The 15,169-nt window shown below is 65.0% G+C and carries 14 protein-coding genes; 2 read left to right on the forward strand and 12 right to left on the reverse strand.

Translation table 11 applies throughout. The annotated features are described in order from the left end of the window. Positions 1-34 precede the first annotated feature (34 nt). From ML540_RS15640 to uvrB, 6 genes are all read right to left on the reverse strand, one after another. Positions 35-1,699, reverse strand: a complete 1,665-nt coding sequence (locus ML540_RS15640) for an NAD+ synthase (RefSeq protein WP_243363335.1) — start codon at positions 1,697-1,699, stop codon at positions 35-37. Continuing rightward, positions 1,696-2,481, reverse strand: a complete 786-nt coding sequence (gene dapB / locus ML540_RS15645) for a 4-hydroxy-tetrahydrodipicolinate reductase (protein ID WP_243363336.1) — start codon at positions 2,479-2,481, stop codon at positions 1,696-1,698. Before dapB ends, ML540_RS15640 begins: the two co-directional genes overlap by 4 nt. Before the next feature lie 15 nt (positions 2,482-2,496). Continuing rightward, positions 2,497-4,557 (reverse strand): NAD-dependent DNA ligase LigA, encoded by a 2,061-nt coding sequence (gene ligA / locus ML540_RS15650; protein WP_243363337.1) that lies wholly within the window; start codon positions 4,555-4,557, stop codon positions 2,497-2,499. After that, on the reverse strand, positions 4,554-5,231 hold the full coding sequence (locus ML540_RS15655) for a DUF3431 domain-containing protein (RefSeq protein WP_243363338.1): 678 nt from the start codon (positions 5,229-5,231) through the stop codon (positions 4,554-4,556). Before ML540_RS15655 ends, ligA begins: the two co-directional genes overlap by 4 nt. 80 nt (positions 5,232-5,311) lie before the next feature. Beyond that, complete coding sequence (locus ML540_RS15660; RefSeq protein WP_423747898.1) at positions 5,312-6,373, reverse strand: potassium channel family protein; 1,062 nt, start codon at positions 6,371-6,373, stop codon at positions 5,312-5,314. Then, positions 6,370-8,409 (reverse strand): excinuclease ABC subunit UvrB, encoded by a 2,040-nt coding sequence (gene uvrB / locus ML540_RS15665; RefSeq protein ID WP_279343490.1) that lies wholly within the window; start codon positions 8,407-8,409, stop codon positions 6,370-6,372. Before uvrB ends, ML540_RS15660 begins: the two co-directional genes overlap by 4 nt. 72 nt (positions 8,410-8,481) lie before the next feature. On the opposite strand from uvrB, the gene ML540_RS15670 reads away from it, so the two are divergent. Together ML540_RS15670 and ML540_RS15675 are read left to right on the forward strand one after the other, a co-directional pair. Next, complete coding sequence (locus tag ML540_RS15670; protein ID WP_243363339.1) at positions 8,482-8,970, forward strand: hypothetical protein; 489 nt, start codon at positions 8,482-8,484, stop codon at positions 8,968-8,970. Then, entirely contained in the window at positions 8,967-9,548 is a 582-nt protein-coding gene (locus ML540_RS15675) for an LOG family protein (RefSeq protein ID WP_243363340.1), read from the forward strand. The genes ML540_RS15670 and ML540_RS15675 overlap by 4 nt, the downstream gene beginning before the upstream one ends. Before the next feature lie 242 nt (positions 9,549-9,790). Here the strand turns inward: ML540_RS15675 and aat are convergent, their stop codons facing one another. From aat to ML540_RS15705, 6 genes are all read right to left on the reverse strand, one after another. Then, positions 9,791-10,522: a leucyl/phenylalanyl-tRNA--protein transferase gene (gene aat / locus ML540_RS15680; protein WP_243363341.1), complete on the reverse strand. Its 732-nt coding sequence runs from the start codon at positions 10,520-10,522 to the stop codon at positions 9,791-9,793. Between the two features lie 5 nt (positions 10,523-10,527). After that, positions 10,528-11,244 (reverse strand): NADase-type glycan-binding domain-containing protein, encoded by a 717-nt coding sequence (locus tag ML540_RS15685; RefSeq protein ID WP_243363342.1) that lies wholly within the window; start codon positions 11,242-11,244, stop codon positions 10,528-10,530. Between the two features lie 15 nt (positions 11,245-11,259). Further along, the gene (locus tag ML540_RS15690; protein ID WP_243363343.1) at positions 11,260-12,024 is read right to left on the reverse strand and encodes an OmpA/MotB family protein; all 765 of its coding nucleotides are present in this window, start codon (positions 12,022-12,024) and stop codon (positions 11,260-11,262) included. Between the two features lie 333 nt (positions 12,025-12,357). Further along, complete coding sequence (locus tag ML540_RS15695; protein WP_243363344.1) at positions 12,358-13,335, reverse strand: tyrosine recombinase XerC; 978 nt, start codon at positions 13,333-13,335, stop codon at positions 12,358-12,360. Next, on the reverse strand, positions 13,310-14,266 hold the full coding sequence (locus tag ML540_RS15700; RefSeq protein ID WP_243363345.1) for a GGDEF domain-containing protein: 957 nt from the start codon (positions 14,264-14,266) through the stop codon (positions 13,310-13,312). Before ML540_RS15700 ends, ML540_RS15695 begins: the two co-directional genes overlap by 26 nt. A gap of 24 nt (positions 14,267-14,290) precedes the next feature. Then, the gene (locus ML540_RS15705; protein ID WP_243363346.1) at positions 14,291-15,130 is read right to left on the reverse strand and encodes an HDOD domain-containing protein; all 840 of its coding nucleotides are present in this window, start codon (positions 15,128-15,130) and stop codon (positions 14,291-14,293) included. Positions 15,131-15,169: the final 39 nt, after the last annotated feature.

The raw sequence follows: 15,169 nt of genomic DNA on the forward strand, positions 1-15,169 counted from the left end.
TCTCCCTTTGGCCGCCGGAGGCTCTTCTCCCTCTTCAATATTCTATCCTGCACGCAACGGGCATCCGCCACCCGGTCCCGAACGCCCGATCCGTGATCTTAAGCCCCGGTGCTGCCTGGCGGCGCTTGAACTCGGCGGATTTCACCAGCCTGCACACCTTCTCCACCATGGCCCGTTCGAATCCGGCGGCTGCGATCTCGTCCACCGAGGCGTGCAGTTCCACGCGCAGTTTCAGGATGGCGTCCAGCACCTCGTAGGGCGGCAGGCTGTCCTGGTCCTTCTGGTCGGGCCTGAGCTCGGCAGAGGGGGCCTTGTCTATGATGGCGCGGGGGATGGGCTCGCCGTGGCGGGCGTTCACGTACTCGGCCAGGCGGTAGACCATGGTCTTGGGCATGTCGGAGATGACGGCTAGGCCGCCGGACATGTCGCCGTAGATTGTGCAGTAGCCCACGGCCAGCTCGGACTTGTTACCCGTGGTCAGGAGCACCTTGCCGGACTTGTTGGAGATGGCCATGAGCAAATTGCCCCGGATGCGCGACTGGATGTTCTCCTCGGTGACGTCGGGGGGCAGGCCCGCGAAGGACTCGGCCAGTCCCCGGTCGAAGGCCTGCATGATGTCCGCGATGGGGATGGTCCTGTGGGCGATCTTCAGGCGGCGGGCCAGCTCCAGGGAGTCGTCAAGGCTGCCTTGGCTGGAATAGGGGCTGGGCATGAGCACGCCCAGGACGTTTTCCGGTCCCAGGGCCTCGGCGGCGATGGCGGCGGTCAGGGCCGAGTCGATGCCGCCGGAGAGCCCGAGCAGCGCGCCCTTGAAGCCGCACTTGGCCGCATAGTCCTTGACGCCCAGCACCAGGGCGCGCCAGGCCTCGGCCTCCTCGGAGAAGTCGTCGTCGGCCAGGCTCGGGGAGGCTTCGCCGTTCCCCTCCATCAGGTTGTCCAACTCCACCACGAGGACGTCCTCGCCAAACCCCTTGGCGCGGGCCGCGAGCCTTCCCGATGCGTCCAGGGCCATGGAGCGACCGTCGAATATGAGGTCGTCGTTGCCGCCCACCTGGTTGCAGTAGAGCACGGGCAGGCCGTACTTGCCGGCGACGCTGGCGAGCATGCGCTCGCGCATGGGCTGCTTGCCCAGAATGAATGGCGAAGCGGACAGGTTGAGGATGGCGTCGAGGCCTTCCTCGGCCAGCTTCTCCACGGGGTCGGATGCGTAGCGGCGCTTGTGCCAGAAGTCCTTGTCGTTCCAGATGTCTTCGCAGATGGTCACGCCCAGGCGCCTGCCGCCGATTTCGACGAACCCGGGACAGGTGCCGGGCTGGAAGTAGCGGTCCTCGTCGAAGACGTCGTAGGTGGGTAAAAGGCTCTTGGGGAACAGGGCCCCCACCTCGCCCTTAAATAGCAGCGCAGCACAGTTCTGCAAGGGCCTCCCGTCCGGCAGGACCGTCCTGGCGGCCGTTCCCGCCAGGATGGGCGGAGCGTCTTCCAGGCGCTTGGCCAGATGGTCCAACTCGCGGCGGGCCTTGTCCACGAACGCGCCGGAGAGCAGCAGGTCGCGCGGCGGATAGCCGGTGAGGGCCAGCTCCGGCGTGATGCACAGCTCCGCCCCTGCCTCGGCAGCGAGGCGCGCGGCATGGGCGATGCGTCCGGCATTGCCAGCCAGATCGCCCACCACGGTGTTCACCTGCAAAAGGCCGATCTTCATTGCAGCATGTCGGACATGGTGTGCAGCTTGCCGCCCTTCTGGCCCTTGAGCCAGAGTGCGGCGCGCATGGCCCCGCGCGCGAAGGTCTCGCGGGAGTGGGCGCGGTGGGTCACCTCGATGCGCTCGCCGGGTCCGAGGAAGTAGACGGTGTGGTCGCCCACCACGTCGCCGCCTCGAACGGCCATGAGGCCGATCTCGCGGGGGGTGCGAGGGCCGATGATGCCGTCGCGGGAGCACTTCTTGACGTCGTCGAGCTTTTCCCCGCGCGCTGCCGCGATGGCCTGGCCCAGTTTGAGCGCAGTGCCGCTGGGGGAGTCGGCCTTTTTGTTGTGATGAATCTCCATGATTTCGAGGTCATAGGCAGGACCCAGGGCTTCCACCAGCTTGGGCAGCACCTGCAGCAGGGCGTTGACGCCCACGCTCATGTTGGGAGCCCAGAAGATGGGGCCGTTGTGGGCGGCGGCCTCCAGCTCCTTCATTTGCGCGGCGGTGAAGCCCGTGGTGCCGATGACGGCGGGATTTCCCAGGCGCGCGGCCAGGTTGGCCACCTTGAGGCTCGATTCCGGCGCGGTGAAGTCGATGATCACCGCGCCCGGACATTTGGCGAACACGTCCTCCATGGAGGTTCCCCTGACGCAGTCGTAGCGGGCCAGCGCCGCTTCGCTCTGGGGGCGTTCCACCACACCGGCCAGCCGGAAGGCAGGGTCGTCCATGGCCAGTCCGGCCAGGGTCGCGCCCATGCGCCCACCAGCGCCCATGATGATGACATCGCACACGCTCATATTCTCGTCCTCATTCTAGGATGAAAGGGTTTCGCCCCGCGCGAGGCGTTCGAAATCGTCTTGTGAAAGGACCTGTACACCAAGTGCGCGGGCTTTATCCAGCTTGGAGCCGGGGTCCTGGCCCACGACGAGATAATCGAGTTTCTTGGAGACCGATCCGGCCACCACCCCGCCCAGGGCCTCCACCATGGACTCGGCCTTGTTGCGGGTGAGGCCTTCGAGCGAGCCCGTGAACAGGAAGCGCTTCCCGGCCAGGGGCTTGGGACCGCCCAAGGCGGCTTCGACCGCGGCCCTGCGCGGCCAGAGCCCGATGGCCTTGAACCGGGCCAGGAGCTCGTGGTTGGCGGGGTTGTCGAAAAAAGCCCGGATGCTCGCGGCCACTTCAGGGCCGATGTCCGGCAGGTCCTGGAGTTCTTCGGCAGACGCAGCGCCCACGGCGTCCAGGTCGTCGAAGTGGGCGGCCAGTGTGCGCGCGGTCTGCGTGCCCACCTGGCGGATGCCGAGAGCCCCGATGAGCCGGGCCAGAGTGGCCTTTTCCCGAGCCTGGGCGATGGAGGCCACGAAGTTCCCGGCCAGCTTCTCGCCCATGCGGTCGAGTTCCAGCAAGTCTTCCGCGGTGAGCCCGAAAAGGTCCGCCGGGGACTTCACCATGCCGCGCTCAACCAGTATCTCGATCCAGCGCTTGCCCACCCCCTCGATGTCCAGGCCCGCCTTGGACACGAAAAAGATGATCGATCCCTTGAGCATGGCCGGGCAGGACAGGTTAAGGCAGCGCCAGGCCGCCTCGCCCTCCAGGCGTTTTACGGGTTCATGGCAGGAGGGGCACGTCTGCGGGAAAACGTACTCCTCGGCGTCCTGCGGGCGCAGCTCCAGCACCGGCCCCACCACCTCGGGGATCACGTCCCCCGCGCGCTGCACCACCACGGTGTCGCCCGCGCGCAGGTCCTTGGCCCTGATCTCGTCCTCGTTGTGCAGGGTGGCCCGGGACACGGTGACGCCTGCCAGGGACACGGGATCGAGCATGGCCACGGGGGTGAGCACGCCCGTTCGCCCCACCTGGACATCGATGCGCTTGAGCACTGTGCGGGCCTGCCGGGGCGGGAATTTCCAGGCCACGGCCCAGCGTGGGGCGCGGGCCGTGAACCCGGCCTCGCGCTGCCAGTCCAGGCGGTCGAGCTTGACCACCATGCCGTCGATCTCGAAGGGCAGCGAGTCGCGGTCCTGCTCCAGCCGGGCGTACAAAGCCTCCACACCGGCGGCGTCCACGGCGCGGCCCTGCTCCGCGATGGTGAAGCCGAGCTTGGACAGGCCCTCCATGACCGCGCGCTGCGTGGGCCACGGGTCGCCCAGCGGCCATTCGGTCACGCCGATGCCGTAGGCAAAGAATTTGAGCGGGCGCGAGGCCGTGACGGCCGAATCGAGCTGGCGGATGCTCCCGGCGGCGGCGTTGCGCGGGTTGGCGAACACCTTGGCCCCGGCTTCGTCCTGGGCCTCGTTCAGGGCGCGGAAGTCCTTCTTGGTGATGACCACCTCTCCGCGCACTTCCAGAATGCGGGGCACGGGCAGCTTCGCCTTGGCGGCGTGGTCCCGGATGTCCAGGGGGAGGTTGCGCACGGTGCGCATGTTCCCGGTGACGTCCTCGCCGGTCTCGCCGTCGCCACGCGTGAGGGCGCTGACGAAACGGCCGTCCTCGTAGATCACCTCCAGGGCCAGGCCGTCGAACTTGGGATCGGCCCAGAAGCTGAATTCGCGCGCGGGGAGCACTCGGCCCAGGCGTTCCAGGAACGCGGTCCACTCCTCACCGGTGAGGGCGTTGTCCAGGCTGTACATGCGCAGCCGGTGCGGCCGGGATGCGAACGCCTGGGCCACGCCCCCGCCCACGCGCCTGGTGGGGGAGTTGGGGTCGTCCAGCTCCGGGTGTGTTGCTTCGAGCTCCTGAAGTTCGCGAAACAGGGCGTCGTACTCGGCGTCGGTGATCTCAGGGGCGTCGAGGACGTAGTATTGGCGATTATGGTGTTCGAGCAGGCCGCGCAGCGTCTTGACGCGTTGCGCCGCCTGCGCGTTGGATCCGTTCATGGGTAAGCCTTTTTGTTCAGCCGGGCGTCGCCGCCGAATATCACCTGCCACAGCCTCTCGAAGGCATGGCCGGTGTTGTCTTCATCTTCGGGATCGTTCTCGACCAGTTTCAAGCAGTATTTGTAGAAATCGTGCGACCGCGCCAGGATACGGCTTTTCGACACGAAAAGCATCCCCGCCGGGGCCGTTACCAGAAACGACTGCGGCACCTCCCCGGCGAATATCTTCCCATACACCTCTCCCACGGGGATGTCCCGGCCCCACCCTTTCCAGCGCCCCTCGTTCTCCGGAGCGGCCATGTCGTGGGGGCGGCCCAGGCGGTCGCACTTGAGCTTGAACCAGGCGAAGCCGGTGAACTGCACGCCAAGGCGCACGTTCTGTTCGATGCGGGACTTGAGGGACGCGGGGGCGGCCCCCTCCCCCATGTGGCCGAAGGGGTCGGCCTGCAGGAAGACCGTGTACCCGGGAAAATCCGGGTAGCGCCTCACGATGTGGGTTAAATACGTGTGCGTCTCGCGTCCGATGTTTGGAAGCGCGTTGGGCCCCGGCGCGCCCGACTTGTCGTACACCACGAACGGCAAGCCCAACCGCTCAACCCAGGAGGCGTCCTCCCGGTATCGGGCGATGACCAGCTCCACGCCCTGTCCCGTTTCATCCTCGCTCATAGCGTTCATAGCGATCGATCCCGGCCGTGCCCATTACACGGGATTCCAAAGGGACTCGTCCCTTCGGCCGCCGGAGGCGTCCCAACCCATCACGCCAGCTCGTTCTGCATGGCGGCGAGGTTCTGCTTGCCGCCAACCAGGATCAGGGTGTCTCCGGCCTCAAGCACCGCCTGGGGCTGCGGGTTGAACAGCAGCTTGCCGTCGGCCTTCTTGATGCCGATGACGATGATGTTGAAGCGCTGGCGCAACTGCGACTCGATCAGGTCCTTGCCGGCCACGGGCGATCCGGGGGCGATGGTGAGCTGCTCCATCTGCAAGTCCTCGATGTCGCCGCGCATGGCCAGGTCCATGAACCCGAGCACCGTGGGGCGCAGCACGGACTGGGCCATGCGGATGCCGCCGTAGAGGTGCGGGAAGAGCACCTGGTTGGCCCCGGCCCGGATCAGGCGCTGGGAGTGGTCCGGCGATTCGCTCCGGGCCACGATGTAGATGTCCGGGTTGAGCTGGCGCGCGGTGAGGGTGACATAGACGTTGGCCGATTCGTCCGTAAGGGCAGAAACCAATGATTTTGCCCTGTTGAGCCCGGCAGCCAACAGGACCTCGTCCTTGGTGGCGTCGCCGGGCACGAAGGGCAGATCCTTTTGCTGCAGCTCGTCGATGAGCTGCTGGGAGCGCTCCACCACGACCACGTCGTGGCCCTCGGCGTCGATCTCCCGGGCCACGATGGCCCCGATGCGGCCGTATCCGCAGACGATGGTGTGCCCATGCATTTTGTCGATGGCCCGCCGCATCCTGCGCCTCCCGAAAATGTTTTGGATATGCCCCTCGATGACCAGCTGCACGAAGGCGCCCGCCAGGTAGAAAAACGTGCCCACCCCGAACAGGATCACCAGGGAGGCGACCACACGGCCCGCGCGCGATAGGGGATGCACCTCGCCGTAGCCCACCGTGGAGAGGGTGATGAGCATCATGTAGACGCTGTCGAACAGGTCCCAGCCCTCGATGACCATGAAGCCGGTGGTGCCCATCACGAAGACCACCACCAGGGAGCACAGGCCCGCGATCACCGGCCACAGGACCCCGAGCCTTTTTCTCAACGCGGCGAACCGGCCGGCCGCGCCCTTCATGCCTTTGGGGCCCCGGCGCTTCACGCGCCCTCCTTTCCGTGCTTCACCTTGAGGGTGGTGATGGCGTCGCGCAGTTCGGCGGCGCGTTCGAAGGCCAGGTCCTTGGCGGCTGCCCGCATGTCCTTCTCCAGACGTTTGATGAGCTTTTCCACGGTGCCGGCGTCCTGGGCGCGCTGCATGATCTCGTCGATGAAGCTCGCGCCCTTGGCCTTCTGCCCCTTTTCGGCCTTGCCCTGGGCGTAAATGGCTTCCAGGACGTTGTCCATCTCCTTGCGGATGGTCTGGGGGACGATGCCGTGCTCCAGGTTGTGCGCCTCCTGCTTGGCGCGACGGCGCGAGGTCTCGTCCATGGCTTCCTGCATGGAGCGCGTGACCGAGTCCGCGTACATGATCACCTTGCCGGAAACGTTGCGCGCGGCGCGGCCGAAGGTCTGGATGAGCGAACGGGCGCTGCGCAGGAACCCTTCCTTGTCCGCGTCCAGGATGGCCACCAGCGACACTTCGGGGATGTCCAGCCCCTCGCGCAGCAGGTTGATGCCTACGAGCACGTCGAACTCGCCCGCACGAAGGGCCTGGATGATGGCCACCCGCTCCAGGGTGTCGATGTCGGAGTGCAGGTAGCGGGCGGTGACGCCGAACTTGTTGAAATAGTCGGTGAGCTCCTCGGCCATGCGCTTGGTGAGCGTGGTCACGAGCACGCGTTCGCCGGCGGCCATGCGCTTCTTGCACTCGGAGAGCAGGTCGTCCACCTGTCCCTTGGTGGGGCGCACTTCGGGCTGGGGGTCGAGCAGGCCCGTGGGACGGATGATCTGCTCCACCACCAGGCCCTGGGCGCGCTCCAGCTCCCAGGGGCCGGGCGTGGCCGAGACGTAGATGGTCTGGCCGATGCGCTCCTGGAACTCCTGGAAGTTGAGCGGCCGGTTGTCCAAGGCCGAGGGCAGGCGGAAGCCGTAGTCCACCAGGGTGGACTTGCGGGACCGGTCGCCGTTGAACATGCCCCCGATCTGCGGCACCGTTATGTGCGATTCATCGATGAACAGGATGAAATCCTTGGGGAAATAGTCGATGAGCGTGGCCGGGGGCTGGCCGGGCCTGCGGCCGTCCAGGTGGCGCGAATAGTTCTCGATGCCGTTGCAGTAGCCCAGCTCCTCGATCATCTCCAGGTCGTAGAGGGTGCGCTGCTCGATGCGCTGGGCCTCCACATGCATCTGCCGGTCCTTGTAGAAGACCAGGCGCTCGCGCAGTTCGTCACGGATGTCGCTCATGGCCCGCGAGAGGTTGTCGCGGTCAGACACGTAGTGGGAGTTGGGGAAGATCACCGTTTTTTTCAGCCGGCCGAACACCTCGCCCGTAAGCGGGTCCGTCTCCAGCATGGATTCGATCTCGTCGCCGAAGAACTCCAGGCGCAGCGCCCGCTCGCGGCTGTAGGCCGGGATGATCTCCAGCACGTCGCCGCGCACCCGGAACACGCCGCGGTGGAAGTCCACGTCGTTGCGCTCGTACTGCACCTCCACCAGCCGGGTGATGACCTCCTCCATGGAGACGCGCTGGCCTTCCTCCAGGGGAATCACCATCTTGGCGTAGTATTCGGGCGAGCCCAGGCCGTAGATGCAGCTCACCGAGGCCACTATGACCACGTCTCGGCGGGTGAGCAGCGCATGGGTGGCGCTATGGCGGAGCTTGTCGATATCTTCGTTGATGGACGAGTCCTTCTCGATGTATGTATCCGTGCGGGGCAGGTAGGCTTCCGGCTGATAATAATCGTAGTAGCTGACGAAGTATTCGACGGCGTTGTCCGGGAAGAGGCCCCGAAACTCGTTGAAGAGCTGGGCCGCCAGGGTCTTGTTGGGGGCCATGATCAGCGCCGGGCGGTTGGACTTGGCTATCACCTGGGCCATGGCGAAGGTCTTGCCGGTGCCCGTTGCCCCGAGCAGCACCTGGTCGCGGATGCCCGTGGCCAGGTTGGCCGTGAGCTCCTCGATGGCGCGTGGCTGGTCGCCCTGGGGCGAATAGGGGCTGGAAAGCGTGAACCCCGATTGACTTTTGTCCAGAATTTTCAAATCTTTCCCTCGCGGTTACGAACAGGTAGATTCTACGGCCTTGAAGGCCATAAAACAAGCTCGGAGGCATCCATGTTGATCGATATCGTCCCGGCCCTTGAAAAACTGCCCGTGGACAGGGCTTGGTCCATGTCCATCGTCATCAAAAGCTTCAAGGGGCGCAAGGACGTGGAGGTCCATCTCTTCCGCCCCGAATGGGACTGCCTGGAGGAGGAGAGCTACGACTGGGACGTGGTGCTGGGCGATCCCATGCACCCCGACATGGACGCCGACATCGGCTCCGGCCGCAAGCTGGTGATGGAGTCGTTCACCCCCGAAGAGCGCGACATGATGGTGGCCTACTTCCAGGAGCGCTACAAGGGCAAGCTCGAGGCCATACGCTCCTGCCCCATCGACTTCCCCGTGCCTCTCGGCATCCCGGCCCTGTGCGACATCACCGAAGGCAAGGACATCGGGTTCATCCTCTTCGACAAGATTCCCAACTACACCCTGCCCTTCCCCATCCGAGGCTTCTTTGACCTGAGCCAGCACCCCCCCATCGTGGAGGCACAACAACAATGAAAAGCGTCTGCGTGTTCCTCGGGTCCAACCCCGGCACGTCGCCCGGGTACACCCAGGCGGCCGAAACCCTCGGCGGCCTCTTGGCCGCCCGCAAGATCACCCTGGTCTACGGCGGGGCCAAGAACGGCTTGATGGGCATTCTGGCCAGATCCGTGGCCGATGCCGGAGGCCGTGTGGTAGGCGTGCTGCCGGGATTCCTCAAAGCCAAGGAACTGGCCTTCGAGGGCTTGGCCGAAATGTTCGAGGTGGAGTCCATGCACGAGCGCAAGGCAAAGATGGCCGAACTCTCTGACGGGTTCATCGCCATGCCCGGCGGCCTGGGCACACTGGAGGAGATTTTCGAGGTGGCCACCTGGGGACAGCTGGGGCTGCACGCCAAGCCCGTGGGATTCTACAACGTCCAGGGCTATTACGACAAACTGGCCGCCTTCCTGGACCACATGGTGGAACAGGGATTCTTGAAAGGTCCGCACCGCAACAACCTGATCCAGGGCGACAACCCGGCAGAACTCCTGGACATCATGGCCGCGTTCAAGCCCGCTGTTCTGGGCAAATGGTTCGGGCTGGAGAAAAGCTAGATTTATTGTGAAAGGCGGGGCGCTGCCCCGCCTTTCACCTCACAAAGCTGAACCGCACCGCCCCGTCGATCTCTTCCCGCTCAAGCCGCCACTGTGAGAACGTGTGCGCCAGTTCCTCGAAAATCGAGGCCTGGCCGGCGTTGGCCCACACGTCCACGCGCGAGGCCCCGACGAACCGGAGGTGCCACCCGACCTCCGCGCCCACGCCTCAGCACTTGCCGCGAACGTCCAGCACGATCCGCTCACCATCCATGATGCAGATGCTCCTTGCGTTTGTCCGGGTCGCTCCACCACGCGGGCGTGAGCCAGCCGTCCGGTTCCTCATTCATGGCCGACGCGGCCTCCACCATGCGCGTGAACAGCTTTCGGGGAATCTCGCGGGCGCCGAAGCGGACCACATGCGGTGTGGCCTGTTGGCAATCCATAAAGTGATACTTTAATTCTTTGAGCAGCCAGACCAGATGGACGAAGGCCACCTTGGAGGCCTGCGGAACCTCGTGGAACATGGATTCACCAAAAAACGCCCGCCCCACGGACACGCCGTAGATGGCCCCCACGAGGCGTCCGTCCAGGCGGCACTCCACGCTGTGGGCATGCCCGGCCTGGTGCAGGCGCACATAGGCCCGGATCATGTCGTCGGTGATCCAGGTGCCCGCCTGTCCAGGGCGGTCCATGACGGCGCAGGCGCTGATCACGGCCTGGAAGTCGGTGTCCACGCTCACCCGGAAGGGATGGTTGCGCAGGTAGCGCCGGAAGCGGGAATCCAGGACGAGGTCCTTGGGGAAAAGCACAGGCCTGGGGTCGGGCGACCACCAGAGGATGGGATGCTCGTCGTTGTACCAGGGGAAGATGCCGTGGCTGTATGCTTCCATCAGCCGGGCCACGCTCAGGTCGCCGCCCACGGCCAGAAGCCCCCCGGGATCGGCTGATTCCGGGTCGGGGAAGCGGATGGCGGTGGTCAGAAGCGATATCACGGGCGCTATTTGACCGGTTTGGCCTCCAGCACCTGAAGGACGTTGCCGGGCTTGACCACGCCGGTCACTTGCAGGCGCGTGCCCACATGGTCCTTGGGGTGGAAGCAAAGATCGTCGATGCAGCCGTAGAAGGTGCCATCGTCGGCCTTGAAGCGCACGCAATAGTAGAAGGGCTCGTCCTGGCCGCCCCAGCTGGAGCTGGAGCGCGAGCGCACGCAGCCCTCATAGCGGCCGGTGATCGTCACCTGCTGCTCGGCGGGGTCGTAGCCCTCGAAGGAGACGCGTGACAGGTAGGGAACGCTGGAGGCCGAGCCGGCGTAGACCTCCGAGACGCTCAAGCGCACTGCGGAGCCGCGCCCGGTGAGCGTGATGGTCTGGGGCTTGTCGGTGTCCTTGAGGGTGACGGTCTGGGTGCCGCCGTCGTCGAAGGCCAGCACGGCCGTGCGGATGCGCCCGTATTGCCTGAAGGACCCGTGCGCGGCCCAGCCGTTGACCACCGTCATGCGCGTGACCACCACATGCTTGGAGAAGCCGAATTCGATCCACTGCCCCACGGCTACGCCGGTGGTGTTGGCCGGGTCCACCAGCCGCGACAGGTTGCCGCCGGGTTCGGTCTGGGCCGAAGCGTCGATCTGGATGGCCAGGGGGCTGGAGACGGCCGGTTTCCCGGCCCAGGCCGGACAGGCGGCTGCGAGGGCGAGGAGCAGTATGAGAAGGCGCATGTAGGCTCGCTTCCGTTAATAGAGGTTGGCCATTTCCTGCGAATGATAGAGGAATTCCACCCGTCGGTTGATGGCGCGGTTCTGATCGGAGGTGTTTGGGGCTATGGGCTGGCTGTCGGCGTAGGCGGCTGCCTTGACCCGTGTGGAGGGGATGCCCCCTTTTTCGACGATGTAGCGTACGCACGCGGCGGAGCGAAGCGCCGAGAGTTCGAACTTGGACAGGCCATTGCCGGACTCGATGTCGTCGGTGTGGCCGCGGACAACCAGGTCCACCTTGATCTTCTTGAGCACCCCAACCACGTCGTCCAGGAGCTTGAAGGCTTCGGGCTTGAGCACTGCCGACCCCGGCTGGAACATGACGGCGTTGTTGACGTGGAGCAGCACGCCGACCTTGTCCGAGCTTATGCCGGAGTTCTGCTTCATGTTGGGGTTGTTGTCCATGAGCTGCTTGATGAGCAGCGCGACCTCGTACTTGAACTTCTCCTCCTGGGAGAGCTTGAACTGGGGGGTGCCCTGCTGCACGTCCTTGGCCACGTAGGTGGGCAGGACAACCGTCTCCTGCGGGCGTTCGCGCTTGGGGAGGTCCTGGTCCTGGAAAAAGGCCGAGAGCTGTTCCTTCTGCTGGGGCTTGAGCGCCATGGTCAGCCACATCAGCAGAAACAGGGCCATCATGGCCGTCACGAAGTCGGCGTAGGCCACCTTCCAGCTGCCGCCGTGGTGGGCCGCGTGGCCGTCTTCTTCGCGTTTGACGATGATTGGAGCGGGTTTGTTTTTCGACATGAGGATAACTCGGGCGGCAATCGCACGCCCAGCAAAAGTATATAAAGAGTCGAGCCGGGGATTTCAACCGTGTAATGGCGCGTTTTGTCAAGCCGGATGGGAGAGGCCCTTCTGGAGCAGTGGGAAGCCAGGCATGGAGAGGCTTGCGCGGTGAAAGGCTGGAAGAAGAGCAAGATTGAAGAGCCTCCGGCGGCCAAAGGGACCAGTCCCTTTGGAATCCCCCTTCGCTTCGCATCGGGGGCGGAAGTACGGAGGATGCGTGAGGTGATGGCCGAAGTCGGATGATAGGCCGTTGGCCTCCGGAGCCAAAGGCCAGAGGAGCGGGAGGCTGGGTTAGCTGTCGGGTTCTTCAGGCGCCGGGCGCGACTTGGCCCGGGGATGGGCCTTGTCATAGGCCCGGGTCAGCTGCGCCAGGTCCAGGTGGGTGTAGCGCTGGGTGGTGGAGAGCCGCGCATGCCCCAGAAGCTCCTGCACGGCGCGCATGTCCGCCCCGCTCTGCAGCATGTGGCTGGCGAAACTGTGGCGCAGCACGTGCGGGCTCACGGCCGTGGGCAGCCCGGCCCTCTTGCTCATGGCCTCGAGAATCCGATTGGCCTGGCGGCGCTGCAGGGGCCCTCCGCGCTGGCCCAGGAAGAACGCCTGCTCGGAGGGCTCGGGCGCGAAGGCGTGGCGAACCAGCAGATAGGCTTTGAGCGCGGCCATGGCGGTGTCCGACAGGGGGGCAAGGCGTTCCTTGCTGCCCTTTCCCGTCACCCGGGCCACGCCGGAGGCGATGTCCACGTCGTTGAGTTCAAGTCCCAGGGCTTCGCTCACGCGCAGGCCCGACCCATAGAGCAGTTCGGCTAAGGCCGCGTCGCGGACGGCTTCCGGGTCGCCTGTCCCGCCGGCCCCTCCCTCTCCGGCCGGGGCGTCAAGCAGGGAGAACGCCTGGTCCACATTGAGGCTTCTGGGGTGCGGCTTGGAGAGCTTGGGGTTGGAGAGCCCCTGGGCGGGATTGAGGACCAGCACTCCACGGCGGATGAGGTGTTTGAAGAACCCCCGCAGGCAGGAGAGCCTGCGCGCCATGGACGTCTTGGCCTGGCGGGCGCGGTGCTGTTCGGCCATGAATCCCTGGATGTCGCGGCGCGTGAGCGTCTTGGGGGCGGCCAGGGTCTTGCCCTTACCCTTCAAGTATTGCTCGAAGTATTGCAGGTCCGACTCATAGGCTTTGAGCGTGGCCCCGGCGTAGCCCTTCTCCACGGAGAGCCAGGCCAGGAAGCCGAGGGCGGTATCGGGAAGGGGGGCGTCAGGCTTGGCGTTTGTCGAGGACATAGGAGCTCTTGGGGTTCTCCTTGGCCTTCTTCTTGAGCGTCATGGCGATCTGGGAGGCCTCGCCGTAGTGCTTGAGTCGGCCGTCCACGTTGAAGACCACGGCGATGGAAATGGCCATGAGCGGGAAGGTGCGCATGTTGCCCTCCCTGTCCGTGGACTGGATGTAGCCCTTGGCCCGGTCGTCTTCGTCGTAGAAGTGCGGCACGATGGAGTCGAAGTTCTCGACGATCCGCTGGCAGGCCAGCTCCACTTTGTCCGGGGGCAGGATGAACACGAAGTCGTCGCCTCCCACGTGGCCCACGAAGGAACGCACGCCCGAAAAGCCCCGGATGGTGTTCACGATGACCCGCGCGCTCATCATGAGCACCTCGTCGCCGCGGGAGAAGCCGTACTTGTCGTTGAAGCTCTTGAAGTAGTCCAGGTCGGCGTAGGCCAGGGCGAAATCTTCCCTGCGGTCGATCATCTCCTGGATGCGCTGGATGATGGAGGTGTTGCCCGGCAGCTTGGACAGGGGGTTGGCGTCGAAGGCGCGCGACGCGCGGGTGATGGTCAGGTAGATGCGGGCCTTCATCCGGGCGGGGCTCGAGGGCACGATGATGAGGTCGTCCACCTCGGCCGAGCACCAGGCCGCCCCCTCCAGGAGCCTTTCCTCGCGGATGGCCAGGATCACCGGCAGCTGGCGGTAGACGTTCTCGCTCTTGACCAGGTTCACCACGTCCAGGCCGGGCATGTCCGGCAGATCGTTGTCCACGATGAGCAGATCCGGCAGTTCGTTGAACAGAACCTCGATGGCCCCCCTGCCCCGGTCGAAATGGACGATTTCCAGCTGTCCGTCGTCCCACAGGTTCGCGAGGGTGTCCTTGAGATTCTTGTCCGCGGAGAGAAGATAAACCTTCTGGGGGCGCGGCAGGTGGCAGGCTTGGGCGTTCATTGTGAATATTCCCGTAATGCGGCGCTAGACGAAGCTCAGGTCCGCGATCTCCAGGAACTGCTCCGAGAGCTGGTCCAGGATGGCTTCCAGGTCGGAGGGCTTGAGCTTGAGCTTCTTGAGGGCTTCGGGCTCCAGGTAGAGCACGTTGTCATCGCCGCCCGAGCCGTATTCGAACACCCGGACCATGAAATCGCCCAGGTGCACGCAGCAGGCCACCTCGGGGTAGAGCCGTGCCAGCTGGGGCTTGTGGTGGTAGCTCATGCCCTCCTTGATGCTGGGCGGCAGTTTCCAGTGGTCGGCGATCCAGGCGTTCACCCGGTCGTGCCCGAAACCCATGAATTCCTTTTCGGCGTCCAGGTAGGTCAGATCCTTGGCCTTGACCAGGGAGTCGATGCCGGACTTCATGTCCGGCAACTGCACCGCCGTGACCACCTTGCCCAGATCGTGAAGCAGGCCGGCCACGGACACATCTTCCACATCCTTGAGGCCCACGTGCCGGGCGATGGTGGAGCTGGCCAGGGCGCAGCCCACTGAGTGCTCCCACAGGCCCACCATGGCCTGGTTCATCATGTCCATGACCGAGGTGGAGACGATCACGCCGCGCAGCACGTTGAAGCCCAGCAGCACCAACGCGTGGTGGATGGAGCTTATGCGCCCCGGAAAGCCGTAGATGGGCGAGTTCACCATTTTGAGGACCTTGGCTGAAAGCACCTGGTCCATGGAGATGAGCTTGGCGATCTGTTCGGTGGAGGAATCCGGGTCCCTGACCAGGCGCGACACCTCGTCGAGCACCTTGGGCAGCGTCGGCAGATCCTTCACCGCCAGGATCTGGTCCTTGCGTTCGAGTTTCAGGTCCTCGACCATGACGTATGCTCCTGCCGCGGCCAGCAGCCAGCGGAACCA

This window comes from Fundidesulfovibrio terrae, from assembly GCF_022808915.1.
In the GTDB taxonomy this organism is placed as follows: domain Bacteria; phylum Desulfobacterota; class Desulfovibrionia; order Desulfovibrionales; family Desulfovibrionaceae; genus Fundidesulfovibrio; species Fundidesulfovibrio terrae.